This window comes from Christiangramia sp. LLG6405-1, from assembly GCF_045055805.1.
Taxonomy (GTDB): Bacteria; Bacteroidota; Bacteroidia; order Flavobacteriales; family Flavobacteriaceae; genus Christiangramia.
In genome coordinates, this window is record NZ_CP159330.1 from 3,004,749 (window position 1) to 3,030,414 (window position 25,666).

Consider the following 25,666-nt stretch of genomic DNA (forward strand, 5'->3'; position numbering starts at 1 on the left):
TAATTAACTTGATCAACAAACCAATACTAAGCCGACAAATCCGCGTCCATTACTCCGCCAACTGGCGATAACCGGGACCGTTGGCAATAATTATGATATGAAGAAATTTATAATTTTACTACAAATATTGACGGCTTCATTTACCTATTCTCAAAGCGATCTTAAAGGTAATTTTTGTAGCTCATTAAATGGAGGATTTAATTCAACCTGTATTGAGTTTCAAGAAAATACCAAATTTAAATTTTACACTTATGGCTGTTTGGGAATGGATAGTACTGGAAGCGGAGATTTTAGTTTTAAATCTAATAAACTTATTTTAAAATTTGATAAGGTGGCAACGAGTCAAAAAAGCCAAATTAAAATTGAAAATGTTCATAATAAGAAAGACTCAATAAAAATACACTTTAAGATTCTAGATGGAACTCTGAACATGAGACCACTACCAGCTAATATTTTATTAGGATCAGATTCTTTCGAATCAACTAAAAATTCTCAAGCAAATGAAGATGGGGAAGCATTGATATTAAAGGCTCGTAGCAATACAAATGAAAAATATAAGATTCTATTTGTAGGCTATGAAATATTAGAGTTCGAGTTGTCTAACTCTTCATCTAAAAATATAGAAATTGTACTAGAATCACAAGGTCCAAGAATTATTTCTAATAAAGTTTACGAGTATGATATAGAAAAAGTAAAGGAAAATGTAATAATCCTAAAAGATGGTAATAGATTCAAGAGATCGAAATCATAACTATTGCCAACATCGGTTCATCGCAAATAACGGGTATTGGCGAAAAAGTATAATTTTAGAAACCAGGAAAGAAAATAACTAAGCCGACAAGTCCGCGTCCCTACTCCCGCAACTTGCGATAACCGTAACCGTTGGCAGCAAGCATTAAAAATTTCATTATGAAAAAACTTATAATATTATTTCTATTTCTATCAACCAATATCACCGCTCAGGAATTGACCGGTACATGGAATGTCACATCTTATGAAGACGAGATTGTATATTATAATCAAACGGCAGATTCAATTTATTATAAAGATGAATCTAGAAAGACAGAAGCGGAGAATTTTAGAAAAATGTTTGAAATGATGATTCTACCTGTTACTTATACCTTTAAAGATAATAATGAATACGAAATGCTTCATCCAATGTTGGCGGAAATTAAAGGAACTTACGAAATAGATAGAAATAATAATTACGTCATATTATCAGAAAAAAATACAATGAATGATACATTACCATTTTCTATGAGTAATGAAATTTTGTATCTCAGAATGAAAATGGAAGAAGGATTTATGAAAATTGGATTAAAAAAATAGTTTCTCTTTAAAAACAAAGGGTTTAAATGTATTCAAGAAGATTATTACTAAATGCCAGCTGCCAACATCGGTTAATCGCAAATAAGCGGCACAATAAGTAAGAAAATAATTATCTTGACCAACAAACCAATACTAAGCTGACAAATCCGCGTCCCTTACTCCGCCAACCGGCGATAACCGAGACCGTTCTATGCTATTTTCTCAGAAAGATTTCTACTAAAAAGTTCTACTTATGAGAACTTTAATTATCTTTGTTTTAGATTTTATCAAATGAAGAGAATAATTGCAAAAAGTACATTACGAGAATTCTGGAAAAAACATTCTGATTCAGAACAGTATTTAAAAACTTGGTACGAAACAGCAAAAAGTTCAAATTGGGCTTCTCCAAGTGATATCAAGAAAACGTATGTAAATGCTAGCATTTTAAAAAATAGTAGAGTTGTTTTCAACATTAAAGGAAACTCATACCGATTAGTAGTTAAGTTTAACTATGATAGACAATGGGCTTTTATTCGGTTTGTCGGAACACACACTGATTATGATAAAATAGATGCGAACACAATTTAAAAATTAGAGCTATGAAAATTAAACCTATTAAAAGCGATAAAGACTACGAGAAGGCTTTAGAAAGACTAGAAGTGATATTTGACGCTCCAATTAATTCTAAAGAGGGCGACGAGGCGGAAATTCTTTCTATGATGATTGATAATTATGAAAATGAGCATTATCCAATTGAGGCTCCAGATCCGATTGAGGCTATAAAAATTAGAATGGAAGAAATGAATCTTAAACAGAAGGATTTAGTTGGTGTCATCGGAGGAAAAAGTAGAGTTTCAGAAATTTTAAATAAAAAGAAAAGATTAACGGTAGATATGATTAGAGAACTTGAGAGAATTCTACATATTTCTGCATCTGTATTAGTAACTAATTACCAATTGTCGAAGTGAAAAAACAGCATAGAACAACGGTTAATCGCCAATAAGCGGCAAGGTTAGAAAGAATGTAATTATCTTGACCAACAAACCAATACTAAGCCGATAAATCCACGTCCCTCACTCCGCCAACTGGCGATAACCGAAACCGTTATATGCCATTCGCCAGTCCTGGGCGAGCTCTCAGCATCAAGCAAACAGGTAGAAGCTAAGGACCAAAAAAATCGTGGAACCGCTGTGTTTGTAGCGAGTTTGCTTGCGGCTAGCGGAGAAAAGCTAGCTTTTAGAAGCGATAGCTGCAAACTCGCTGTAAAGGAACAAGAAATAAAGCAATAAGTAAAGTAGGGTTTCCACTCATTTTTTGTTTTCCTGCTGTTTGCTCCCCGTTCCAGAACGTCGCCTATCCTAAGGATAAACGCTATTCTAAACGGTTGAAGCGGGATGGCCCGAGGGTCAGGTCTGTCGAACGCCGTTCGCAGCATTTTTCGCAAAATGCCGCTACACTGCACATAACAACGAATAAGAACAATAGGGGAAATAAATTAAACTGTATATTTATATCATCAACAAACAGAAAGCTAATCTGACAAATCCGTATATAGAATCCCCTACTGTTCCTATTCGATAACGTTAGCCTCAAGCATTCAAAATGAAAATTCTGCTAAAAACATTTTTAATTATTGGTATAATTAGCTCTTGTTTTTCAACTAGTGCACAAACAAATGAGAATATTGAGAGTGAAAGGTTATCTGTTCTTTATTCTGGTGAAGCTGACTTTGTCCAGTTTCAAATGTTTGAAGGACTCACAGAAGATTTAAAACAGGATTCTATTACGGGAGATTTTAAAGGAGTTTTAGAAATTCCGAATCTTAATGATGCAATTTTCACTTACGATATTGTGGTTTATAAAAAAGACTCTTTGGATCAGATGATTGAATTAGTTCCAAAAGGAAATTCAATTAAATTAAATCAAAATAATGCAATTGTAGAAGGAGATAAATTTTTATGGAAGGGAAAAAACCGAAATAAAAATTATTTAGAAAACAAAGATCTTAAAGGCAAAATAATTTCTAAGAAAATATCCAGTAAATATTTATTAGAAGAAAGAGAAATAACTGTTTATACACCAGAAAAAGTAAATTCAAAAATTCCACATATTTATTTCACGGACGGCTCAGTAGTCGAAAATTATGCTCCTTATATTGACTATTTGATTTCAATTAATAAAATAAAACCAATAAAGTTAATTGGTATACATTCTAGTCCATCAAATAGACACCAGGAGTATGTGGAAGGTTATGAGAATAATGTACTTTTTAAAAGACATCAAGATTTTTTCTACAAAGAAGTAATAGATTCAATTGAGAATAAAATAGAAAACTGGGAAGGTGAAAGGTACTTATTTGGGTTTTCTAATGGATCTGCTTTTTGTATTCACGCTGGACTAAATAATCCAACTATATTTAAGGAAATTATAGCATTTTCAACATCAGATTATATTTCTCCATTTGCGCAGTCGATAAATCCAATAAAATTCAAATTTGATAAGTACCCAATATTCTATATTGGAGCAGGAAAATACGAAACAAGTATTTTAAAAGATAATATTGAATTTTTAGAGGACATGAAAAACAATGGAATTCAATTTAATTTTATAGAATTCATTTCTGGACATGATTATAACGTATGGAGAATAGAATTTTTAAATTACTTAGAAGAACATTTTGAAAAATGAATGCCAGAGGCTAACAACGGTTCACCGCAAATAACGGGTAGTTAGCTGAAAATGGTTATTTTAGAAACCAATTATTAAAACAACTAAGCCGACAAATCCGCATCCCTACTCCCGCAACTTGCGGTAACCGGGACCGTTGTGTGCAATTTTATACAAAATTCTGATTGTTAATAATTTAGTTGAAAACAATCTCTATTAAATTATTTTATATCCTAAACCGTTAGTATATTTGTTTAGATTAATTCTAAATAAATTATAATGCATATTAAAAAAAGAAGAGTAAGAAATATTAATCCTTACTTAAAATTAATTCCTGAAAATGATAACTTCTACTTAGGTCTATTAAATTTTGAAGAACATCAAAACAAACTATTAGAAATAGGATTTACGCCAGATTTGAGAGTTGACGAGCAAATTTTACCAAAATCTATAGGTCCTATTTCAGATTATAATAGTGAAGGAAAATATAATATTTTAAAGGATCAAGAAAAGGAAGAATACGTTCAAACTAGAGAATGGACATGGGAAGATTGGGGAGGAAATACACATTCTAAAATTGTGTATATAAGCCGAGAACGATATCCTCGTGAATTTGTTGCGCCACCTAGTTCAGAACTTAAAATAGCAGAACAAGAAGAATCCAAACTGATCATATCCGAATCATTAAATAGAAGTGATGGTGAAGAGAAGATCAAACATATTATAAATTTATTTTTAGAAATTTTTGGCGAGTGCGATATATTAACGGATGAATTAATACCTCCTATATCTCCAAACACAGTTAGATTAAATTGGAAATTACTACCTCCAGGAGAATATCCTTGGGAAAGAGTTCAAGAAGAAGTTATAGATATTATTGAAAGGCAACCAAGAGGTAACCAGCCTGTCGCTAACTATAGATTAGAAACAATTACAGATCATACTCCAAATTTCGTTGCTGTTGGAAATGGAGGTTTTAATGACTATCTAGTATTTGGATTCCCTGATAAAGACATTTACATATTAGAAAGCATTAGAACTGGGAATGCTACTTATGTTTTTGATCAAGATTGGGAAGAAATATCTCAACTATCAAAAAAGGAAATTTTGGACAATGATCTTCAACGAGAAAGAATAATACATCGGGATGGTTGGGAAAATAACATAAATGAGCTCTTAAACTAAGAGTAAACACAATTATGGAAGTGTGTTATTCCAAATCGAGATTTTAACTTATATATTTAACAAAATTAAATTGAAAATTATGCAGTATAGAACATTAACAGTAAAGATGAGTTCAATTATGGATAGAGAAACAGAGTACAAAGAGTTCCAATTCCCAAAATTGAATGAACTTTTAGAAGCAGGTTGGGGTATTAAAGAAATTATACCGGCAACAACAAACCAAAATGTAGGCTTTGTATTTTTAACATATATACTCTGTCAACAATAAGAAGTTTGAAAATAAATAGTTTCTAAAAACCCTAAAGAAATTTATGAAAGAGGAGAATTCAGATGAAGATTTTGAAAAGAAAAGACTTAGTGATTTAAAAAACGAACTAATAATTCATTATCATCAAGATGCAACTTTTTACGAACGAAGAACATATATAATTTTTTTCGTTATTTCTGGTGTAGGACTATATACATGTTTAGAACTATATAAAAGTTTAGAGAATGTATCGTTTTTATTACCATTATCGATTTGTACCTCACTATTTATAATTCCCTTAATCATGTCAATTATATCTAATGAACTAGCAAGAAAAAAAAGCATTTATAAGGCTGACTATTTTCAAACTATGGAAGAAACCTATAGAAAAGGAACTAGAAAATATATAAAATGGGAGAATGGACTTAAAATTACAATAGGATTTATTTACCTTATTGGTTCTATTTTCATTGGAACGTTATATTATTTGAACTTTTAAAAAAAATCATACAAAAAACTGCACACAACAACGGCTCATCGCAAATAACGAGTAGTCTAGTGAAAATGTTTTTTTTTAGAGACCAATTATTAAACCACTAAGCCGACAAATACGCGTCCTTACTCCCGCAACTTGCGATAGCCGGGACCGTTATATGCCATTCGCCAGTCCTGGCGAGCTCTCAGCATCAAGCAAACAGGTAGAAGCTAAGGACCAAAAAAATCGTGGAACCGCTGTGTTTGTAGCGAGTTTGCTTGCGGCTAGCGGAGAAAAGCTAGCTTTTAGAAGCGATAGCTGCAAACTCGCTGTAAAGGAACAAGAAAAAAAGCAATAAGTAAAGTAGGGTTTCCACTCATTTTTTGTTTTCCTGCTGTTTGCTCCCCGTTCCAGAACGTCGCCTATCCTAAGGATAAACGCTATTCTAAACGGTTGAAGCGGGATGGCCCGAGGGTCAGGTCTGTCGAACGCCGTTCGCAGCATTTTTCGCAAAATGCCGCTACACTGCACATAACAACGAATAAGAACAATAGGGGAAATAAATTAAACTGTATATTTATATCATCAACAAACAGAAAGCTAATCTGACAAATCCGTATATAGAATCCCCTACTGTTCCTATTCGATAACGTTGCCAAGCATTTTGATGAAAAAAATTCTATACATATTAACTCCCGTGTTGACTTTTAGTAGTTGCGAATCATACCAAGAGCAAAAGGAACCCGAGACTCAGAAAATATATTCTAAACGCTTTGAAGAACTAAAAAATGAAGAAAACTTCAGAATTATAAATATAGATTCTTGTCAAAATTTTCAGGAATTAACTTCTAAAATGGGTGAATTTACATGTAATGGTATAATGGCCGGACTAAGTTTTACTATAGATGATAAAGAGTACTTTTTAACTGGATCTTCTGAGTGTCCAACATCTAATATCGTAGTGTGTTATTTTAGTAGAAACATTATTATGATAAAAAATGACTCAATTGTAACCGACTTATTTAATCAAGAGAAAATTCCAATTGAAGATTTAGGAATTGAATTAAACAATATAATCTCTAAACCATATAATTTCAAATATAACGAACAAGTTCTAAAACCTGCTTTAGTTCATTTATATATAGACAAGAATCAAAACATCAAGAAAATAAAAAAGGTTTTAAAAGAAATAGTACAAAATTTTGAAAAAATAAACTCCAATCAGAAGAATAACTTTTTCGAATACAATGTATTATTTGAACATTTTGATATAACAAATTTACCGCCACCTCCTCCACCGCCTTCTTTACCAAAATAAAGATCAATAGAGAATTTGTAAACAAAACGCTAGGCAACAACGGTTAATCGCCAATAGCCGGCAGCGTTAGAAAGAAAATAATTAACTTGACCAACAAACCAATACTATGCCGACAAATCCGCGTTCCTTACTCCGCCAACTGGCGATAACCGGGACCGTTGGCTATAATTATTTAACGAGATCCTGAGTTCAATAACTTAACGCAACAAAGAATAAACACCGTTTAGATGATCAATAAATATCTATTAATCTTTTCACTACTAATCCTTTCTCTAGACTCCTTCGGTCAAGCGCAAAATGAATTAAGATTTTACTATGGAGCTTCTAATAGCGAGTTTTTACGAAATGAAAGTCTCATTGGAACTGGAAGTTCAGAAGTTAAAGATCTATCCGAATTTGGTATAAAATACTTGAAGCATTTAAACGAAAATATTGCTCTCGAGACAGGTGTTAATTACCACAATTCTACAATATCCATTAAACCAGCATTCACTGGTGAAAACAGAGAGGTTAGAAATGAAAACTTTGAATTAATTTCAGTTCCGATAATGGTTAATTATACATTGTGGAAATACTTTTTCATCAATGGTGGCGCTCTGATAGATTTTCAAATGACTCAAAATAGTACTGACTCGCAAGACGGAATTGGTTACGCTTTTGGTATTGGTGGTCAATATGACATTCAAGATTTTACTTTATTCATCAACCCGAACTTTGAAAAACATTCTTTAATCCCATTTGAGAAATCAAATCACCATCAAAAATTGACAGAACTTGGAATTCAAATTGGTTTAGGTTATAAATTCTAATGAGAAAAGTTTACAAATAACTATAGCCAACATCGGTTAATCGCCAATAAGCGGTAACGTAGAAAGAAAATAATTAACTTGACCAACAAACCAATCCTAAGCCGACAAATCCGCGTCCCCTACTCCGCCAACTGGCGATAACCGAGACCGTTGGCTATAATTATTTAACGAAATCCTGAGTTCAATAACTTTACGCATCAATGTATAAAAATGTTTAGATGATCAATAAATATCTATTAATCTGTTCACTACTAATTCTTTCTCTCGACTCCTTCGGTCAAGCGCAAAATGAATTAAGAATTTACTACGGAGCTTCTAGTAGCGAGTTTTTACGAAATGAAATTCTAGTTGGATCTGGAAGTTCAGAAATTAAGGATCTATCCGAATTCGGAATAAAATACTTGAAGCATATAAACGAAAATATTGCTCTTGAAACGGGTGTTAATTACCACAATTCTACGATATTGATTAAACCAGCATTCACTGGTGAAACCAGAGAGGTTAGAGATGAAAACTTTGAATTAGTTTCAGTTCCAATAATGGTTAATTATACAATGTGGAAATACTTTTTCATCAATGGTGGTGCTCTGATAGATTTTCAAATCACTCAAAATAGTATTGACTCTCAGGACGGAATTGGTTACGTTTTCGGTATTGGTGGACAGTATGATATTCAAGATTTCACGATATTTATCAACCCGAACTTTAAAAAACATTCTTTAATCCCATTTGAGAAATCGAATAACCATCAAAAATTGACAGAACTTGGAATTCAAATTGGTTTAGGTTATAGATTCTAATTAGAAAAGTTTACAAATAACTATAGCCAACATCGGTTAATCGCCAATAAGCGGTAGCTTAAGTAAGAAAACAATTAACTTAACCAACAATAATATACTAAGCCGACAAATCCGCGTCCCTAACTCCGCCAACTGGCGATAACCGAGACCGTTGTAAAACATTTTTAAGAATGAGATACGTCCAAAATTTAATGCTCCTTTTAATATTTTTAATTTCATTTCAAGGATTTTCACAAAATTCAATCGAAGATGGAACTTATTTATCAGAGGATAAATTGACTGTAATAACTATTCTGGCCAAAAATGAAATTTCCTATATAGAATACAATCAACACTCACCATATTCAGATAACTTACAAAAATTACCAAAAAATCAATTTTGCGGAACTAAGTTATATGAAATTATGACAAGCGGTTTTGGGGAATATTCTTTAAACAATGGTAGTTTAAAAATAAATTTTGAAACTAATGTGAAATCACTCGATAGTTCTAATATAACGACATTATCTGGCTATAAAGATAGAGATTCTATAATGCTTAAATTTAGAATCAATAATTATCCTGAAAATAATCTCGAAAATTCAGTTTATGGTGTTGATATTAGTTCAGATAACAATAAGATTAATCTGAACACAAATTTTGAAAATGAAGTTGAATTAAAATTTCCAAAAAGCAAAACTGAAATAAACTTTCTGATAAATGATCATTATGAACTTAAAGTAAAACCAGAAAATAGTTTAGTCATCGATCTAAATTTTAATCTTTACAAAACTATGATAACGGAAAATTTAAAAGATAAGGTGGTTGATTTTAGTTATTTTAAAAAGTTTCGAGATAAAAACGTTTTACAACAACGGTTAATCGCCAATAGCCGGCAGCCTTAGAAAGAAAATAATAAACTTGACCAACAAACTAATACTAAGCCGACAAATCCGCGTCCCTTACTCCGCCAACTGGCGATAACCGAAACCGTTGGCAGCAATACAGAAAGATTGAGTAAAGTACAAATGGAAAAAACCGAATATGCAGAATAATGTATTCATTAATTCAAATCAATTAAAGATTGACGAACAACAAAAGATTACTTCTCACTGGTTAATTTTTATGTTTGTAGTCTTAGGGTTACAATCTATCTTCTATTGGAATACATACCTAAAATCTAAAGAAAACTATGATTTAATAATCGCAGTATTTCTATCACTATTAGTACTGTGTTTCTTTATTCGGGAATACTTTTTCCGAACTAATAGGAATTCTATCAACATAAATGAGATCAGAAAAGTTTCAATTCATAAAGTCGCATTGGAAAAAAATAAAGTTTATCTGAAAATTAAACTTGAAAGGAAGACACGGAAAATTTTGATTTCTAAAGATAGAGCAATAGAAATAAAACAAGAAATAGAAAGATTACTCTAATGTACAGCTGCCAACATCGGTTAATCACAAATAACGGGTTTTATCGAAAAAGTGTAATTTAGTCTCCTAACAAGAAAATAACTTAGCCGACAAGTCCGCGTCCCTACACCCGCAACTTGTGTTAACCGAGACCGTTAGGTGAAAGCGGATAGCGATTGTAACAAAGAATGAAATCAGACAAATCAATATATAACAATACAAAAGCAGCTATAAATCGTTTACAGCCAAAAGAAACGGATTGGAAATACACTAAATTCAATATTGATAATCCGGAAAAAATTAAAACTGATTTTGATTTGTTCGAAAATGAGATTCCAATTTTAGAGATTACTGACAAATATTCTAAAACTATAATAACAACAAGAAGAATTATAGAAGAAAATAATTCGATTAAAAGAACGGTAAAATTCCAAGACATAAATAGTTATGATTTTGGGAATTTTAAAGGTGAAATTGGAAATCCACAATTAAAACAGTTCACAACTATTGACTCTAAAAACAAGAATCAAAATTTTCAAATTCAAACTGGAAAAGCTGCAATCGTAATTATGACAACTTTAAATACACTAAAAAATCTGACGAAGCCGCCAGCACCTAACAACGATTAATCGCAAATAACGGGCATCCTGGAAAAAGAGTAATTTAGAAATCAATAAAGAAAAACGGTAAGCCGACAAATCCGCGTCCTCACTCCCGTGACTTGCGATAATCGAGACCGTTATATGCAAGCGTTTTAGAGAAGATTTTTATGAAAAAAGATATAATTGACATAAACGAATCAACAATAAAAAAGTTTGTAGAAGCTTTACGTCCTATTGACGAAGAGATTAGAAAACAAGTTGATATTGGATATTCTTATCATAGCAAAGTTAAAGTAGTTGAATTATATCAAATAAGACCAAAATGGGATAATCCAAAAGAAAATCAAAAATTGCCATTCGCAAAAATAAGATATTATAAGAATCAAAATTTCTGGAAAATATTCTGGTTCAGAGCAAGTGGCAGTTGGGATCCTTACGAGCCTAAACCTACTGCAACAAATTTAGAAGAAATATTAGCTACTATAAAAGAAGATAAACACGGTTGCTTCTTTGGATAATAAAAGTGAAATTGCCATTCATTCAAGAACATAAATTTGAATGATTTTTATGAATAAACCTGATCAAAATATTATAAACGAAATAGCACAAGAACTCGATTGTGGAAATGAGTGCTATTTTAATCAAAAAACTAAAGAATTAATCTGCCTTCCTAATGCGGACTTAATGGAGACAGCTGGTGAAGATTATTATAAAGAAATGTTCCAGGATGATTTTAAAAAAATAGAATCACAGAAAAAAGATTTGATAAAATTTGAAGTTTTAGAAAGTTTTGAATCATTTAGAATAATGGAGGATTTTAAAAATCAGGTCGAGAATGATGAATTTGCAGAAAAATTAGATCAAGCTTTAAACAGAAGAAAACCTTTTCAAAATTTCAAGAATTTAATTGACAATTCAGAATATAGAGAACAATGGTTTAAGTTTAAACAAAAAGAAATTGAAAAAATAGTTATCAATACGATAGAACGCAAAAACGCCGGCATATAACAACGGTTCATCGCCAATAAGCGGCAGCGTTAGTAAGAAAATAATTAACTTGACCAACAAACCAATACTAAGCCGACAAATCCGCGTCCCTTACTCCGCCAACTGGCGATAACCGAGACCGTTGCAAACAATGCCCAGAAAAATTTCAAAAAGAAGATGATTTCTGAATTAAAGAAAACTTCGATAAGCTCAATACAGATTTAAATGAAAGAATATGAATTTCTCATTGGAGTTTTAATTCTAATAATCAGTACGATATGGTTATATTTTCAAATAAAAGAATATTTTAAAATTCAAAAAAATGACGAAACTAGAAAATACTTTAAAGTCAAAATTATTGGATCTCTTATTTTATTTTTCTGTTACGGAGTTTATTTAATTTTAAATTAGAAATTAAAATCCTATGACGTTAAATTGTGATTCAGGTTCAATAACAACTTAAAAACGATGGAATGAATAAAAAAACTATAGGAATAGTTCTAGGTATAATAATCGGATTTGCATTATCATATATCCCAAATAATTATATGAGTGAAAAATATGAGAATATCGCCTTTTTTATTGTGGTGGGAATAGTTCTGATTTTTGTAGTAAAAAGCTTAACCCCTAAAAAGAATAAAAGTTTATATTAATAAGATAAGCATCGATAACAAAAAAGTGTTTAGCAATTCGGATCTAGAAAAAATCAATTAAAAACCAGAATTTAAAGAATCTAATTCCGTAAGGGCACAGTTAGCAACAACGGCTCATCGCAAATAACGGGTTTTATCGAAAAAATTTAATTTTAGAAACCAGGAAAGAAAATAACTAATCCGACAAATCCGCGTCTTTACTCCCGCAACTTGCGATAGCCGAGACCGTTGGCAATAAGCCCCTACAATATGCGAAGAAATATAATTGAAGAAATTACTGATGCTAAAGAAAGACATAGTCTATTTTCTTCAGGAAATTTACCAGTTAAAGTTAGACAGATAGAAGAAACAATTGATAATATAGAAAATAATAACTCTCAAGAGATGATTAATTTCATTCCTGTTCAAATAGTTGCATTATTTCAATCCCATTTTAGAGAGGTTATTATAGATTTAATTGATAATGAAAAAGTTTCACTATCAGAAATAGAGACGCTTACTAAAACAAAAAATATAAAATTTGATGTTAGGACTTTAAAAGCTTTAAAAGAAAATAAATTTACACTTGGAGAATTAATTAGTCACCTTTTTTCATTCAATAATCTTAATGATGCAAATCAAGTATTATCAACTCTTTTAAAAAAAGATTTTCTAAATGAACTTAAAGGTTTCGAATATCAGAAAGTGAATAAAGATGAAAACCTAAATATCGAGAATATTCTGAAAGATAAATTCGGTGAAATCATCAAATCCCTGGATGAAGTTTTTAGGTTAAGAAATATTATTTGCCATGAATACGCTTTTAATATTGATTTGAATCTTGAAAAAATAAAAAATCTTTGGAAAAATTCAGTACTATTTCTCAGTCATAGTTCTATTTATACATCAACCTTTGATGATGCTACTCCGCCATTATCACTCCAAGAATTAGGTGAAAATTCAAGAAAGCGAAACTTGTCATTAAGTGAAGAAATTGATTCAATTTCAGAAGAAATTATTTCATTAAACGAGAAGGAAACCTTTGATATAGAATTGTTTAAATCTTCAATTACAAAGTGGAGAGAATATATAGATTTAAAAGTAAATGCTTCAGTCGGTTATTTGCAAAATACAGAGTTAGATCTATTTTACTATGTTTTCAAAAATTCAGAGTTCGAAAAGAAATTAGAAGATTTAAAAGAACTCCTTAAAAGAAAATCAAAAGAAGGCTTAATAGATCAAAATTCACCACATTTCAAAATGCTAATTAATCATATTGAAAGAGAGATTAGTTAAGGAGCCAATTGCCAACAACGGCTCATCGCAAATAACGGGTATTACGGAAAAAGTGTAATTTTAGAAACCAGGAAAGAAAATAACTAATCCGACAAATCCGCGTCCTTACTCCCGCAACTTGCGATAGCCGGGACCGTTGGTTGCAATTTTAAAAAATAGATTTTGCTAATAATCTTAACACAATTTGGGCTTGGAGTCCTTTTATTTTTTATAATCAATTGGATAGGTAAACATTCGTATTCCATTGGCTATATTTCAATGTCAGTATTTGCAAGAAAAGAAGATGCTCCTGCATTCAATTTTTTACTAAGAGTATTGACACCAATTATTTATTTAATAATAGCATCGGCTATTCTATACAGTTTTAAACTAGATTATTTAGTAAAAGATTTTTACCTAGTAAGTATTTACTATTTAACCTTTAGACTATTATTTAATCTAATAACAGGAAGAGGATTACTATTAAACTGGAAACAACAAATTTTATATTGGATCTTAATAATTGCGTTCTCTTATTTTGTATATATAAAACTGTTAAGTGACAAAAGGAATATTCTTCCAGATTTTGAGACTTTAGCTAATGAGCTATGGATTATTATAATAATATTTTTATATCAAACATTTAATAACATCAATCTATCTTCAAACGGAACACAAATAAGAAAGGATAGATATTTAAAAGAAAAATATCAAAGTTTTAAAGATAAGTACGGCGATATTATAAATGAAAAAACTGACTGTGATCTAATAAAGGGACTAATCTATTCCGTTTTAATATTGGAAAATTTCAATCGTCCCAAAGCTATAAGGATAGTTGAAAATTTGAAATTTTATTTGACTAAAAAACCACACTCATTAGGCGTTATGCAATATTATAGTTCTGAGTTTATAAATGATAGAAAAAGTGTAGAACTTGGTACGGAAAAAATTGTTAGAGAATCAAAAGAAATTATCGAAAAATATAAACGAAAAGAGGTTGAATATTATGGAGAATACCCTTTAAAAAGAGATTTATCAGGAATATATAATACGGGACATTCTTACAAAAATGATGTTAGTGAACTTTGGAGTGATATAATGACAAATTTTTATCCTGACAGTAAAAGAAACATTTTGGATTAAAACAGCAACCAACATCGGTTCATCGCAAATAACGGGTTCAATCGAAAAAGTGTAATTTTAGAAACCAGAAAAGAAAATGGTTAAGCCGACAAGTCCGCGTCCCTACTCCCGCAACTTGCGATAACCGTAACCGTTGTGCAAAATTTTAATGAAAAGCCGGACTAATAATGAGATATCTCTTAATTGTAATTTTATTTCTAACAACTACAAGAAGTTATTCTCAAAACAAAAACACAGTTAATTGGATAAACGAAAATTTAATAAAAATTGAAGATTCAAACCCTAATTCTTCTCCAGAAAATTTCATTGGTAATATTCCTGACAAATTTGAAAACGCGAAAATATTCGGATTTGGAGAAGCAACTCATCACGGTAAGGAATTTTTTAATATAAAGGCAAAATTCTTTAAATACTTAGTCTTCAATAAAAATGTAAAGGCTTTTTTGATGGAAGAATCTTATCCAGCAGAGTCGGCAATTAATGAGTGGATAAGTGGAGGAAAAGGAGATATAAATACTATCGCAGAAAATTTCAGCATTCTCCCATGGCGGACACAAGAAGTTGCGAATCTTTTAATATGGATGAGAAGTTATAATTTGAATAAACCTAGAGAAGATCAAATTCGTTTTTATGGTATTGATATTCAAAATGTTCAAGGCATTAATATTAAAATCCGTGAGTTTGCAAAAGCGCATAATATTTTAATTGATGAAAATTTACTTTCGTTACTAGATAGATGTGTAAATAAAAAAGTTAAATACAACTCTCCATCTGATTGGGCGGATAAGCATAACCCAGAACTGCAAAAAATCAAGAATGTAATTGTAGATTCTGAGATAAAATCTTCAAGTAATTCACATCAAGAAACTAGGGATGTTCTTAGATCTTTAGACTATTTAATGGACTACACCTATTATGTTCAAAATAATGGTAGTAATGTTCGAGATTTGAAAATGTTTGAAAATGCTGAACATATTATTGATAGCCTTACTAAAAACGGGAAAGCTTTTATTTGGGCACATAATGAACATATAAATAATCTTGAAAGAATTTCATACGGAAGCGGTTGGACTAGTCTAGGAGCACATTTAAATGAACGGTATCATAATGATTACTACAGCGTAGGATTCGATTTCGGAGTAGGCAATTTGTTAGGATATGTAGCAGAAAAAAACAAACCACATCATTGGGAAATTTTTACCATCGATAAACCTTTCAGAAGAACATATTCAAAAACGCTATTTGAAGCGAATGCGAATATCTTTTTTCTAGATATAAATAAACTTTCGCAAGACGATGAAATTGATTTCTTTAATAAAAAAGAGAAACAATTAATTTTAGGAGGGCCAGGATATAATCCTAAAGATTTTCATTTAATACCGAAAAAGATTTCAGAAATGTATGATGCATTAATTTTTGTAAAAAAGATTTCTGTGCCAGATTATAATCTAGAGAGTCTATAAAACTTTGCACAACATCGGTTCATCGCCAATAAGCGGTACCGTTTGAAAGAAATAATTATCTTGACCAACAAACCAATACTAAGCCGACAAATCCGCGTCCCTTACTCCGCCAACTGGCGATAACCGAGACCGTTACCTGCAATGGTTCCAGAAGAAAAATATCAATTAAGAACAAAATTGAAACAAAAATAAAGTAACAAATCTAAAATTCGGATACTTATAAGTAGCAAAAATCCCATGTAATAATTGTGTTTATAGTTTAGAATTCGGACAGTTAATATTTATATAATAGCATATTGATGCTCGAAGAATCCGACTTTTATAAATCATTAAAAGAACTCCAAAAATGAATGATAGATTGCTCCCGAATCAATATAAATTAATCGCTTTTGTGATTTTTATAATTAGCATTCTTGCTTTCATTCTAAAAATTCCTCTTGCAGATTTAGTGCAGCTTGAACAAGCTAGAATGTCCTGGATTATAAAGGATATAGTTTTAATATCCTTGCTTATAATAACTTTTTCTAAAGACAAGAATGAAACACAAAAAATTCAGAATTTAAGAGTTCAAGAATTAAGAGGAGCAGTTATATTCGGTGGTTTTATTTTACTGATTCATTCTATACAAGAAATATTATTTTGGGACGGTCGCTATCAAATAGAAGACGGATTCGAATTAATGATAGCAATTCTTCTATACTATATCATTGTCTTCAATGTCAAAAAATACAAATAGACTTATTTCAAGATTAGAAATGTCACCACAGCAGGTAACAACGGTTAATCGCCAATAAGCGGCCCTGTTAATAAGAAAATAATTATCTTGACCAACAAACCAATACTAAGCCGACAAAGCCGCGTCCCGCACTCCGCCAACTGGCGATAACCGAGACCGTTAGTTGCAAGTTTTAAACAAAACTGAATTCAGAATTTATGCAAAGAAGAATTGAAGTAATTAACCCTTGTGATCAAGCCTGGCAATCAATGAGACGCCTTGATGGAAATAAATTTTGTGATAAATGTAAAAAAGAAGTTATTGATTTCACTGGATACAGTAAGAATGAAATTTTTGAAAAAATCGAAAAAAATGGAGAGGTATGTGGTAAATTACATCCGTCCCATTTAGAAAACAAAATTGAGTCAAATCAATTAGGTAATCAATATTTTTCCAAATTTGCTTTTTTCATAGGTCTTAGTTCCATAATTGGTTTGAACCAGCCAGTAACTGCTAATTCAACTAAACCAACATTTGAGCAAACGGATAGAACGGAATGGAAAAGTATATTACCTATTAAGAAGGTTCAAGATTCAATTACAATTAAAGGGAAAGTTACTGATTCAGACGGCCAAGCAATACCTGGAACCAATGTCATTTTAAAAGATTCAAGGATTGGAACACAAACTAACTTAGAGGGACAATTCAATTTGAAAATTCCTGCTGAAAAACTAGGAGAAAAAAATTTCCTAATTTTCTCTTTTGTCGGTTTTGAAATGAAAGAGATAAGATTCTTTAGAAATAATAAGTTTTTCAACGTACAATTGATCGAAGACAATACACCATTAGGTGGAATTACAATAGTTCAAAAGCGTAACGTTTTCGATAAGGTGGGATATTTTTTTCATAACTTATTTTCGAACCATAAAACCTGCAACTAACAACGGTTAATCGCCAATAAGCGGTAGCGTTAGTAAGAAAATAATTAAATTAACCAACAATTAAAACCTAATCCGACAAATCCGCGTCCCTCACTCCGCCAACTGGCGATAACCGAGACCGTTAGCTGCAATGCTTCACGCAAATTGAACTTAAAAGATAAATATGTATAGAGGATTTAACCTGGTAATTCCAGAAAATTTAAATAAAGAAAAATACTTTGCTAAAGGACTTGAAATTTACAAGGATATAGGCAAAAAAGTTTTAGAAAGAATTGAAGATATTATTGAATACGATGGTATAATAAATGGGAATAAGGTAATATCAGATTGGTTTCCTTCAATTGATGCTCACATTTTTCTATCTCATTCCCACAAAGATGAAGAAAAGGCTATAACATTGGCGGGAATATTATATCAAGAGTTTGGACTTGTGACGTTCATTGATTCTTGCATTTGGGGAAATTCAAATTCCCTATTAAAAATTTTAGATGACAAGTATTGTTGGGATAATGCCAGAGAAATATATATCTACGAAAAAAGAAATTTTTCGACTAGTCACGTCCATTTAATGCTTTCTTCTGCCTTGAATAAGATGATTGATAATACAGAATGTTTATTGTTCTTAAATACACCAAACTCAATTAATGCTAAAGAAACAGTGGGAAGTACAACTTTTTCCCCTTGGATTTTTTCAGAAATATCAACTTCTCAAATTGTGAGAAAAACTACACCAAAAAGACTAAAACCGGAAACCAGACTTTATTCAGAAAAAATTCAGCTCAGTGAAAGTGTAAAATCACAGTTGACCGTAGAATATGAAATGGAATTATCACATTTAAACAAAATTACCCTCAATCATATTAAAAGTTTAATGACAAATACATTCAATTCGCCAGAAGAAGCCTTGGATAAACTTTACAAATTAAGTCCAATAGATTCTAAATTTTATGTGTAACTAATATATGGAAGAAAAGAAATTAAAACATCTAGAGTTCATTCAACATACTATAAATAGAATGAGTTCCAATTCATCAATAATAAAGGGCTGGTTAATAACTTTAATTTCAGCGATATTTGTCTTATCTGACAAAAAGAACAATCAAAATTTTATTCTTATAATTTATTTGGCCATACCTGTATTCTGGTATATAAATGCTGTTTTTCTAAAACTAGAAAGAAGCTATAGAGACTTGTATAATGATGTGAGAATAAAAAAAGAAAATGAAATTGATTTCAATATGAGCGTTGATGAATACGATGTGGGAATAATGGCTACTCTTAGAGCTGCATTATCACATACTATTTGGCCACTTTATGCCTTTGTTTTCCTAGTATTAGTTTTATTAATATATGTTTTTTAAAAGCACAGCAGCTAACAACGGCTCATCGCAAATAACGGGTAGTTTGCTGAAAATGGCTATTTTAGAGACCAATTATTAAAACAACTAATCCGACAAATCCACGTCCTTACTCCCGCAACTTGCGATAGCCGGGACCGTTATATACAATGGCTCCAAACGAAAATCAAACTTTTAAGGGTCAAAATTTGATTAAAATGTAACGTTTTTCTAAAAAATCAACTAATAACTTATAAATAAGAGTTGAAATAAATTTATATAAACGATTAGAATACAATCAAAGACATTAAATTAAAACGACAATGGCTAAAATATTAAAATCAAAAAACACTCATCTCCTAATTTTTCTAATCACATTCGTAATTGCATTCTTAATATTCAGTACTATATTTTCAGACTGGGAGCATTTCAAAGCAGGCCTCTTTGGTTACTAAACTATTTTTAATAATTGTATTAGTATTTTAGACTTCACTCTTGAAGCTGAAATAGATGGGTGGAAAAAATTCTCATTAAATAATGATAAACACAATATTTAAAATTGAATCCAACCAAATTAAATTTATCAATTCCATATTTGGAAGAGAAAAAATAATTGTTAACGGACAAGAAAAATCAAATAAATATTCTCTTTCTGGAACAGATCACAACTTTAAAATAAAAGAAGACGATTTTTCAATAATATCAAGTTACAAGCAATTTGATATGAAAGAGATAAAACTTAAAGTTTATAAAAATGGAGATCTTGTAGATACTAAAGTATTAAAATTGAGCTTTAAACAATTATTTCCCTCGATAATAATTGGAGGGGTTTTAGGAATAGCTTTATATCAACTTCTTAAGTTCATAATCGAAACACTTTTGAAAAACTAAAAAGAGTTCAAATTTAAAATTGTAAATGTCGCCACAGTATATAACAACGGCTCATCGCAAATAACGGGTATTGCCGAAAAAGTGTAATTTTAGAAACCAGGAAAGAAAACCAATAAACCGACAACTCTGTGTCCCAACTCCCGCAACTTGCGATAGCCGAGACCGTTATACACAAGTGCTCCGCAACGATTTTAGCTACTTAAAACAATAAAAATCCAATCTGAAAAATTCGAATTTTGAAAGCTTCAATTGATAATTCTCAACTAAGAATCTTTTGTAAATCGTAAACTTAGAAAATCCTGGTTCTATCGTAAATTCTAAAAGATCTTTCAGCGAAATTTAATAAGTAAAGAAGCTTTTGGTAGCTGCTCAAAACGAATTAGCTACTAAGAACTTTATCAATAAGAAGCTTAGTACCAAGAAACGGACGCTTACTCGGACGCAATAATTATGACAAAACGAGCAAGATTTTTCATAAAAGTCAGAGTATTCCCGACAGTGGCTTATCTGAGGTTCTCACTCGGCTCTGTCGCACCAGTGTATAACAAAGAATATTCGCAATTGTGGCCATTTAAAATAAAATAGTATTTTTAGAAACCAAGAAACAAAAACCTAAGCCGACAAATCCGTATACCTTCAACCACAACTGACGATTATTCGAGACCGTTGTGCACAATTATAATCTAAATACTAACTAAAAACCAAATTTATGTCAATTTGTATTGCAATCGCAGTTCCTGATGGTATTGCATTGGCTGCAGACAGCCAAACAACATGGAATCAAACTATTACTGAAGTTAAAGAAGCTGGAACGGGAAGAATTGTAAAATTAGAAACTCCAATTAACCAACCTATTTCTTGGTCAAAAATGGCTAGGAAATTATTCAAATTTAAAATTGAAAATACTGACTATGCGATCTGTGTAGCTGGAGCTGCATTATTGAACCAAAAAACAACGTATTCTATTTTTAAGTCATTTGAAAATAGTTACAAAGGTAAAAATGACTTTGATTCAATTATGGGGCATCTTATAGATGAGCTAAAGAACGAAATGAAAACTCATTTAGAAGTTGAAGAATTAAAAGATGCTTCTCAAATTATGACTGTAGAATTTATACTGGCGGGTTATGATGAAGGAGATGTATCCAAACCAAGAATAGATTCTGTTACTGTATTTTCTGGAACTCCAATGGTAAACGGGACAAAAGATGACAGTGGTTTGATAAAAAAATGGAATAATAAAACTGGTACCTCACCATTTGGCGGATGTTGGATAGGAAGAACCGAATTCATCTCACACTTAGTTACTCAAAATGGTAGTCTTCCTCCAATTCAAGGTCAATATGAACTTCTATCATTAGAGGATGCAGTTGATTATACTAACTTTTTAGTTGAATTTACCTGTGACTATCAAAGATTTGCCGCTATGGTTCCAGATTGTGGAAAACCGATTATTAGTGCAAAATTAACTCCCAATGGATATGAAGAAAAAATAAAATAATAATGTACAAATAACTGTGCACAACAACGGTTATCACAAATAACGGGTTTTATCGAAAAAGTGTAATTTAGTATCCTAAGTAAGAAATTACTTAAACCGACAAGTTCGCATCCCTACTCCCGCAACTTGTGTTAACCGAGACCGTTGTAAAGCATTTTATAGAAGCTTTTTTTATTTTAAATAATAATATTATGAGTGATTTCGACATTAGACAATCTCTACATTATTCAACTTATATTGAACATGCAAAAAGTTTAAAAATAGCAGCTGATGAAAATTTAAAATTATTTCTATCATTCATAGAAGAACCACAAAATGATGAAATAAGAACTATATGCATTGGATTATATAATTCAACAATGCTTCTATATGCAGTAAGTGTAGAAATACTAATGAAAGGTAGAGGATTATATATTGAAAAAGAAGAAATAAAAAATGGAACTATAGAAAATTATGGTCAATTTATGAAAAGATGGGGAGGTCATAAAGACGGACATAATTTTTTCAAAATTATTGAACACTATAAAATTCCAATTCTAGAAAAACATCAAAAGATTTTAATTGAATTGAAAAGCTTCACAAACTGGGCGGGAAGATTCCCATTCCCAAAAAGCGAAAATGACACTCTGATATTGGAAAATGGTAAAGGAAAAAGAGGAAGTTTAAATAAAAAATACAACGATGAAATTAATTTACTGTTTTTAGAACAGATCAACCAAATGCAATACTAAAACGCTTTACAACATCGGTTCATCGCAAATAACGGGTTTTGTCGAAAAAGTGTAATTTTAGAAACCAGGAAAGAAAATGGTTAATCCGACAAGTCCGCGTCCCTACTCCCGCAACTTGCGATAACCGAGACCGTTGTGAGCAATACTTTTTGAAAGATTTTAGAAACATATTATTTATTTTACTATTCTCAGTTTTATCCTGTAAAACATCCGAGAAATTAGTCACTAACATATCTTGTAACGGAGATCTAACTATTCAAAGGGAAAATCGAAAAGATAAAGACCCTCGAGCTGACAAGAAATCACATTATTTCCAAGTTATATTTTTATCTAATTTCGATGAGAGAATCAAAGGGTACGTAAATGACAAATTAGTATTTGATGAATACGTGAAGATTGGAGCGGATTCTCATAATATTGATAGAACTTTCGGATACAATTATCAAAATGATTTTAAAACTCCTGTATTAAAAGTTGAGTCAATTCAAAAAGGAACTTGTTTCGATATTAAAATTGACAAAACTTATAAAATCATATATCTATTTATTGATGAAAATGGTAAATGGATAGTTAGATTTTCAAATGAATACTACTTAAATTAAATCAATCAAGATTATGGTACAGAACAAAACTTAATTTCAATTTTAGAGCAGAAATTTCTTGAAATAATTTAGGAATCGTATTTAAAAAAATTATCAAATGATTCTACCTTAAAAAAATAATCGTAAAAAAGTACAGCTCACAACAACGGTTAATCGCCAATAAGCGGCAGCTTTAAAAAGAACATAATTAACTTGGCCAACAAACCAATACTAAGCCGACAAATCCGCGTCCCTTATTCCGCCGACTGGCGATAACCGAGACCGTTGTGATGCATTTTTACACAAAGAAAAATTCATTAAGTTTATGAATAATTAAGCACAAAAAATGAAATTATCAGAAAAATGGACCAATATCAATTCCGATAAAGTTCTAAGTATTTCAGCTATGATTATTAGCTTAGCTACTCTGATTCTTATTTTTTATCAAACAGACTTAATTAGAAAAGAACAAAAAGCATCTGTTTTCCCAAGTATAATGGTCGGTTACAATATAAATACGGCAAAAGGAATAACTGGAGAATCAATATTCATTATTAATCAAGGACTAGGACCTGCATTTATTCAAAGTATTAGTGTTGAAAATGATGGGAAAGAATATAATGTTGATCCTTATGAATATATTCAGAAGGCAGATAATTTTAATAAAAGTGAAGTAATCTATATTGATAAGCTTTTTGAAGGAAGAATTATTCCTGTAAATGATAAAATTATTTTAGTTGCAAAAAAAACCGATTCGATTTCTTTGAGTCTAGGAGAAACATTTGACTTCCACTTCAATTCTGACTTTAAAGATTCTATCAATTCTAAAAAAGCAATAATTGAAATTACTTACAAAAACGTATATGGAGATGTTTGGAAAGTAAGATCAGATAAGGCTAGTGCAATTGAATTAAATTGAGAACTATAAAAACGTCATCACAACATCGGTTAATCGCCAATAAGCGGCACCGTTAGTAAGAAAATAATTAACTTGACCAACAAACCAATACTAAGCCGACAGATCCGCGTCCCCTACTCCGCCAACTGGCGATAACCGAGACCGTTGGCAATAATTTTTAAATGAGCTTAGATATAAACACACTTTTCATTGGATTTTTAGGATCTATAATAGGAATTTTTCTTACCGGAACTTATGGTAGAATTACGACTGCATTCAAACTAAATAGGACTAGGAAAATTCTACTAAATTATTTTGAATCTATTGCTATTCCAAAATGTGGGAAGTACTTAGAGGATATAAAAATTGGCATTGACCTAGTAGAAAATTTCTCAAAATACGCTCCTAATAGAAATAGAGAAAATGATCGTAGAAAATTAGATTATATGCCAATGTTTAATTCTGACATTTTAAAAAGTCTTAACCCTGAAACGTTATTACAAGCTTCCTATAAAACAAAGACCCATAGTTTGTTAATAGAAATAACGTATACGATTGAATTTCTCAAAAGCCAAATGACATCTGATAAAATTGCAAATTTTATTAATCGGATAAAATACACCTTGATAAAAAAAGTGTAACTAATAATGAAATCAAAGAACATCTATTGACTTGTGCTTATTACGATCAACTAAAAGAACCAACTTTATATGATTTTGAACTAAAGATTGAATGTGCAAAAGAATTGAACGAAGAACTGAGAAATATTGTAGAAGAACTTAAAGGAAATTCTATAAATTGGATTATTAAATATAGTTTTCGACAATAATAAACTTAAGTATAAGCTCAAGAAATTTTAAACTATAGAATTGAATTGTTAAGTTAATTACACGAACTAATGTTAAATACTGATTTTTAATAATGGATATTTTTTCTCCTATAGTTCATTTCCTAACGGATAAAACAAGAAAATTATCATCAAAAGCGATTCTAGTAATATTAGTAGTAGCATTAATATTTTTATTAGATAATCTTTTCAGCTTTTCATATTATTATAATAGTTCACAGAAAATAAATCAACTGAATCAAATTTCCTCAGTAATACAGGATAAATCATTAAGTGACAAAGAAAGAAATAAGGTTTTAACCATAAGAAGTGAGATCCTTGAACATAAGACTTTAAAAGATTATACATATAATTATTTGACAAATTTAAATTTCGAAACTTCACAAAATGAAACAAACGAAATAGAAAATGATGGCGAAATAACCAATTTAGCTTTGGAACATAAACGTAATCCTACAATACATTTTTTAACCTCCGCCTGGTGGATTTTAATTACAGCAGGTATCTTTATCCTAATGTTTCCATTTGTCTTATTGACTGATCGAAAACAATTAGGAGCAATGATCGGTGGATTTATAGTTCTAGGTGGAATTAGCTATTTATTCGCACTATTCCTTTCAAAGGTATTCTCTTTTATTCCTTTGATATATGGTGAACCAATTTATAATTATGTATTAAATGTAGTTCTAAGTAGCTTAATCCTAGTATCTAGTATTTTCTATGGCAGAAAGAGTAAAAAAACTATTGCCAACAACGGTTAATCGCCAATAAGCGGTAGTGAAAGAAAGAAAATAATTAACTTGACCAACAAACCAAAACTAAGCCGACAAAACCGCGTCCCCTACTCCGCCAACTGGCGATAACCGAGACCGTTGTAGCAAATTTTATTAGTGCGATTCGTTTTCCAATCAATAAAAT

The 25,666-nt window shown here is 30.9% G+C and carries 30 protein-coding genes; all 30 read left to right on the forward strand.

Features of this window, described 5'->3' with window-relative positions; genetic code table 11:
* The first annotated feature begins 97 nt into the window (after positions 1–97).
* Positions 98–751: a hypothetical protein gene (locus tag ABVM50_RS13860; RefSeq protein WP_405199106.1), complete on the forward strand. Its 654-nt coding sequence runs from the start codon at positions 98–100 to the stop codon at positions 749–751.
* A gap of 158 nt (positions 752–909) precedes the next feature.
* A complete protein-coding gene (locus tag ABVM50_RS13865) occupies positions 910–1,329 on the forward strand; it encodes a hypothetical protein (protein WP_405199107.1) in 420 nt (139 codons plus the stop codon).
* Positions 1,330–1,599: 270 nt separating this feature from the next.
* Positions 1,600–1,896: a type II toxin-antitoxin system HigB family toxin gene (locus ABVM50_RS13870; RefSeq protein WP_141878116.1), complete on the forward strand. Its 297-nt coding sequence runs from the start codon at positions 1,600–1,602 to the stop codon at positions 1,894–1,896.
* A gap of 11 nt (positions 1,897–1,907) precedes the next feature.
* On the forward strand, positions 1,908–2,276 hold the full coding sequence (locus ABVM50_RS13875; protein WP_405199108.1) for a type II toxin-antitoxin system HigA family antitoxin: 369 nt from the start codon (positions 1,908–1,910) through the stop codon (positions 2,274–2,276).
* A 634-nt stretch (positions 2,277–2,910) separates the two neighbouring features.
* On the forward strand, positions 2,911–3,996 hold the full coding sequence (locus ABVM50_RS13880; RefSeq protein WP_405199109.1) for an alpha/beta hydrolase: 1,086 nt from the start codon (positions 2,911–2,913) through the stop codon (positions 3,994–3,996).
* Between the two features lie 258 nt (positions 3,997–4,254).
* Positions 4,255–5,160 carry a hypothetical protein gene (locus ABVM50_RS13885; protein WP_405199110.1) on the forward strand — a complete coding sequence of 302 codons (906 nt, stop codon included), beginning with the start codon at positions 4,255–4,257 and terminating at the stop codon, positions 5,158–5,160.
* Between the two features lie 79 nt (positions 5,161–5,239).
* Entirely contained in the window at positions 5,240–5,428 is a 189-nt protein-coding gene (locus ABVM50_RS13890) for a hypothetical protein (RefSeq protein WP_405199111.1), read from the forward strand.
* Positions 5,429–5,471: 43 nt separating this feature from the next.
* Positions 5,472–5,906 carry a hypothetical protein gene (locus tag ABVM50_RS13895; RefSeq protein ID WP_405199112.1) on the forward strand — a complete coding sequence of 145 codons (435 nt, stop codon included), beginning with the start codon at positions 5,472–5,474 and terminating at the stop codon, positions 5,904–5,906.
* 643 nt (positions 5,907–6,549) lie between these two features.
* On the forward strand, positions 6,550–7,200 hold the full coding sequence (locus ABVM50_RS13900) for a hypothetical protein (RefSeq protein WP_405199113.1): 651 nt from the start codon (positions 6,550–6,552) through the stop codon (positions 7,198–7,200).
* Positions 7,201–7,427: 227 nt separating this feature from the next.
* Complete coding sequence (locus tag ABVM50_RS13905) at positions 7,428–8,009, forward strand: outer membrane beta-barrel protein (RefSeq protein ID WP_405199114.1); 582 nt, start codon at positions 7,428–7,430, stop codon at positions 8,007–8,009.
* A 218-nt stretch (positions 8,010–8,227) separates the two neighbouring features.
* Entirely contained in the window at positions 8,228–8,809 is a 582-nt protein-coding gene (locus ABVM50_RS13910) for an outer membrane beta-barrel protein (RefSeq protein WP_405199115.1), read from the forward strand.
* A 191-nt stretch (positions 8,810–9,000) separates the two neighbouring features.
* The gene (locus ABVM50_RS13915; RefSeq protein ID WP_405199116.1) at positions 9,001–9,693 is read left to right on the forward strand and encodes a hypothetical protein; all 693 of its coding nucleotides are present in this window, start codon (positions 9,001–9,003) and stop codon (positions 9,691–9,693) included.
* 699 nt (positions 9,694–10,392) lie between these two features.
* Entirely contained in the window at positions 10,393–10,833 is a 441-nt protein-coding gene (locus ABVM50_RS13920; RefSeq protein ID WP_405199117.1) for a hypothetical protein, read from the forward strand.
* A gap of 140 nt (positions 10,834–10,973) precedes the next feature.
* On the forward strand, positions 10,974–11,324 hold the full coding sequence (locus ABVM50_RS13925) for a DUF3024 domain-containing protein (RefSeq protein WP_405199118.1): 351 nt from the start codon (positions 10,974–10,976) through the stop codon (positions 11,322–11,324).
* A 49-nt stretch (positions 11,325–11,373) separates the two neighbouring features.
* Complete coding sequence (locus tag ABVM50_RS13930) at positions 11,374–11,814, forward strand: UPF0158 family protein (RefSeq protein ID WP_405199119.1); 441 nt, start codon at positions 11,374–11,376, stop codon at positions 11,812–11,814.
* A gap of 452 nt (positions 11,815–12,266) precedes the next feature.
* Positions 12,267–12,446, forward strand: a complete 180-nt coding sequence (locus ABVM50_RS13935) for a hypothetical protein (RefSeq protein ID WP_405199120.1) — start codon at positions 12,267–12,269, stop codon at positions 12,444–12,446.
* Between the two features lie 249 nt (positions 12,447–12,695).
* Positions 12,696–13,721 carry a hypothetical protein gene (locus ABVM50_RS13940; RefSeq protein WP_405199121.1) on the forward strand — a complete coding sequence of 342 codons (1,026 nt, stop codon included), beginning with the start codon at positions 12,696–12,698 and terminating at the stop codon, positions 13,719–13,721.
* Between the two features lie 162 nt (positions 13,722–13,883).
* Entirely contained in the window at positions 13,884–14,843 is a 960-nt protein-coding gene (locus tag ABVM50_RS13945) for a hypothetical protein (RefSeq protein ID WP_405199122.1), read from the forward strand.
* Between the two features lie 167 nt (positions 14,844–15,010).
* The gene (locus ABVM50_RS13950; protein WP_405199123.1) at positions 15,011–16,306 is read left to right on the forward strand and encodes an erythromycin esterase family protein; all 1,296 of its coding nucleotides are present in this window, start codon (positions 15,011–15,013) and stop codon (positions 16,304–16,306) included.
* A 346-nt stretch (positions 16,307–16,652) separates the two neighbouring features.
* A complete protein-coding gene (locus ABVM50_RS13955; RefSeq protein WP_405199124.1) occupies positions 16,653–17,042 on the forward strand; it encodes a hypothetical protein in 390 nt (129 codons plus the stop codon).
* Positions 17,043–17,239: 197 nt separating this feature from the next.
* Entirely contained in the window at positions 17,240–17,962 is a 723-nt protein-coding gene (locus tag ABVM50_RS13960; RefSeq protein WP_405199125.1) for a carboxypeptidase-like regulatory domain-containing protein, read from the forward strand.
* A 163-nt stretch (positions 17,963–18,125) separates the two neighbouring features.
* Positions 18,126–18,917: a hypothetical protein gene (locus tag ABVM50_RS13965; protein ID WP_405199126.1), complete on the forward strand. Its 792-nt coding sequence runs from the start codon at positions 18,126–18,128 to the stop codon at positions 18,915–18,917.
* A gap of 7 nt (positions 18,918–18,924) precedes the next feature.
* Positions 18,925–19,323: a hypothetical protein gene (locus ABVM50_RS13970; RefSeq protein WP_405199127.1), complete on the forward strand. Its 399-nt coding sequence runs from the start codon at positions 18,925–18,927 to the stop codon at positions 19,321–19,323.
* Between the two features lie 513 nt (positions 19,324–19,836).
* The gene (locus ABVM50_RS13975) at positions 19,837–20,190 is read left to right on the forward strand and encodes a hypothetical protein (RefSeq protein ID WP_405199128.1); all 354 of its coding nucleotides are present in this window, start codon (positions 19,837–19,839) and stop codon (positions 20,188–20,190) included.
* A gap of 709 nt (positions 20,191–20,899) precedes the next feature.
* Complete coding sequence (locus ABVM50_RS13980) at positions 20,900–21,691, forward strand: hypothetical protein (protein ID WP_405199129.1); 792 nt, start codon at positions 20,900–20,902, stop codon at positions 21,689–21,691.
* A gap of 191 nt (positions 21,692–21,882) precedes the next feature.
* Positions 21,883–22,422, forward strand: coding sequence for a hypothetical protein (locus tag ABVM50_RS13985; RefSeq protein ID WP_405199130.1), 540 nt, complete (start codon positions 21,883–21,885; stop codon positions 22,420–22,422).
* Between the two features lie 149 nt (positions 22,423–22,571).
* Positions 22,572–23,024, forward strand: coding sequence for a hypothetical protein (locus tag ABVM50_RS13990; RefSeq protein ID WP_405199131.1), 453 nt, complete (start codon positions 22,572–22,574; stop codon positions 23,022–23,024).
* Positions 23,025–23,349: 325 nt separating this feature from the next.
* Entirely contained in the window at positions 23,350–23,922 is a 573-nt protein-coding gene (locus ABVM50_RS13995) for a hypothetical protein (protein ID WP_405199132.1), read from the forward strand.
* A 161-nt stretch (positions 23,923–24,083) separates the two neighbouring features.
* Positions 24,084–24,542 carry a hypothetical protein gene (locus ABVM50_RS14000; protein WP_405199133.1) on the forward strand — a complete coding sequence of 153 codons (459 nt, stop codon included), beginning with the start codon at positions 24,084–24,086 and terminating at the stop codon, positions 24,540–24,542.
* 280 nt (positions 24,543–24,822) lie between these two features.
* On the forward strand, positions 24,823–25,509 hold the full coding sequence (locus ABVM50_RS14005) for a hypothetical protein (protein WP_405199134.1): 687 nt from the start codon (positions 24,823–24,825) through the stop codon (positions 25,507–25,509).
* Positions 25,510–25,666: the final 157 nt, after the last annotated feature.

What these genes read in the sequence shown, in the direction of transcription:
- ABVM50_RS13915 (WP_405199116.1), top strand. Translation starts at nt 9,001, where the DNA reads ATGCTCCTTTTAATATTTTTAATTTCATTTCAAGGATTTTCACAAAAT.
- ABVM50_RS13980 (WP_405199129.1), top strand. Translation starts at nt 20,900, where the DNA reads ATGTCAATTTGTATTGCAATCGCAGTTCCTGATGGTATTGCATTGGCT.
- ABVM50_RS13905 (WP_405199114.1), top strand. Translation starts at nt 7,428, where the DNA reads ATGATCAATAAATATCTATTAATCTTTTCACTACTAATCCTTTCTCTA.
- ABVM50_RS13880 (WP_405199109.1), top strand. Translation starts at nt 2,911, where the DNA reads ATGAAAATTCTGCTAAAAACATTTTTAATTATTGGTATAATTAGCTCT.
- ABVM50_RS14005 (WP_405199134.1), top strand. Translation starts at nt 24,823, where the DNA reads ATGGATATTTTTTCTCCTATAGTTCATTTCCTAACGGATAAAACAAGA.
- ABVM50_RS13930 (WP_405199119.1), top strand. Translation starts at nt 11,374, where the DNA reads ATGAATAAACCTGATCAAAATATTATAAACGAAATAGCACAAGAACTC.
- ABVM50_RS13910 (WP_405199115.1), top strand. Translation starts at nt 8,228, where the DNA reads ATGATCAATAAATATCTATTAATCTGTTCACTACTAATTCTTTCTCTC.
- ABVM50_RS13940 (WP_405199121.1), top strand. Translation starts at nt 12,696, where the DNA reads ATGCGAAGAAATATAATTGAAGAAATTACTGATGCTAAAGAAAGACAT.
- ABVM50_RS13895 (WP_405199112.1), top strand. Translation starts at nt 5,472, where the DNA reads ATGAAAGAGGAGAATTCAGATGAAGATTTTGAAAAGAAAAGACTTAGT.
- ABVM50_RS13985 (WP_405199130.1), top strand. Translation starts at nt 21,883, where the DNA reads ATGAGTGATTTCGACATTAGACAATCTCTACATTATTCAACTTATATT.
- ABVM50_RS13865 (WP_405199107.1), top strand. Translation starts at nt 910, where the DNA reads ATGAAAAAACTTATAATATTATTTCTATTTCTATCAACCAATATCACC.
- ABVM50_RS13920 (WP_405199117.1), top strand. Translation starts at nt 10,393, where the DNA reads ATGAAATCAGACAAATCAATATATAACAATACAAAAGCAGCTATAAAT.
- ABVM50_RS13995 (WP_405199132.1), top strand. Translation starts at nt 23,350, where the DNA reads ATGAAATTATCAGAAAAATGGACCAATATCAATTCCGATAAAGTTCTA.
- ABVM50_RS14000 (WP_405199133.1), top strand. Translation starts at nt 24,084, where the DNA reads ATGAGCTTAGATATAAACACACTTTTCATTGGATTTTTAGGATCTATA.
- ABVM50_RS13870 (WP_141878116.1), top strand. Translation starts at nt 1,600, where the DNA reads ATGAAGAGAATAATTGCAAAAAGTACATTACGAGAATTCTGGAAAAAA.
- ABVM50_RS13970 (WP_405199127.1), top strand. Translation starts at nt 18,925, where the DNA reads ATGGAAGAAAAGAAATTAAAACATCTAGAGTTCATTCAACATACTATA.
- ABVM50_RS13935 (WP_405199120.1), top strand. Translation starts at nt 12,267, where the DNA reads ATGAATAAAAAAACTATAGGAATAGTTCTAGGTATAATAATCGGATTT.
- ABVM50_RS13890 (WP_405199111.1), top strand. Translation starts at nt 5,240, where the DNA reads ATGCAGTATAGAACATTAACAGTAAAGATGAGTTCAATTATGGATAGA.
- ABVM50_RS13955 (WP_405199124.1), top strand. Translation starts at nt 16,653, where the DNA reads ATGAATGATAGATTGCTCCCGAATCAATATAAATTAATCGCTTTTGTG.
- ABVM50_RS13965 (WP_405199126.1), top strand. Translation starts at nt 18,126, where the DNA reads ATGTATAGAGGATTTAACCTGGTAATTCCAGAAAATTTAAATAAAGAA.
- ABVM50_RS13900 (WP_405199113.1), top strand. Translation starts at nt 6,550, where the DNA reads ATGAAAAAAATTCTATACATATTAACTCCCGTGTTGACTTTTAGTAGT.
- ABVM50_RS13875 (WP_405199108.1), top strand. Translation starts at nt 1,908, where the DNA reads ATGAAAATTAAACCTATTAAAAGCGATAAAGACTACGAGAAGGCTTTA.
- ABVM50_RS13960 (WP_405199125.1), top strand. Translation starts at nt 17,240, where the DNA reads ATGCAAAGAAGAATTGAAGTAATTAACCCTTGTGATCAAGCCTGGCAA.
- ABVM50_RS13885 (WP_405199110.1), top strand. Translation starts at nt 4,255, where the DNA reads ATGCATATTAAAAAAAGAAGAGTAAGAAATATTAATCCTTACTTAAAA.
- ABVM50_RS13975 (WP_405199128.1), top strand. Translation starts at nt 19,837, where the DNA reads ATGATAAACACAATATTTAAAATTGAATCCAACCAAATTAAATTTATC.
- ABVM50_RS13925 (WP_405199118.1), top strand. Translation starts at nt 10,974, where the DNA reads ATGAAAAAAGATATAATTGACATAAACGAATCAACAATAAAAAAGTTT.
- ABVM50_RS13860 (WP_405199106.1), top strand. Translation starts at nt 98, where the DNA reads ATGAAGAAATTTATAATTTTACTACAAATATTGACGGCTTCATTTACC.
- ABVM50_RS13950 (WP_405199123.1), top strand. Translation starts at nt 15,011, where the DNA reads ATGAGATATCTCTTAATTGTAATTTTATTTCTAACAACTACAAGAAGT.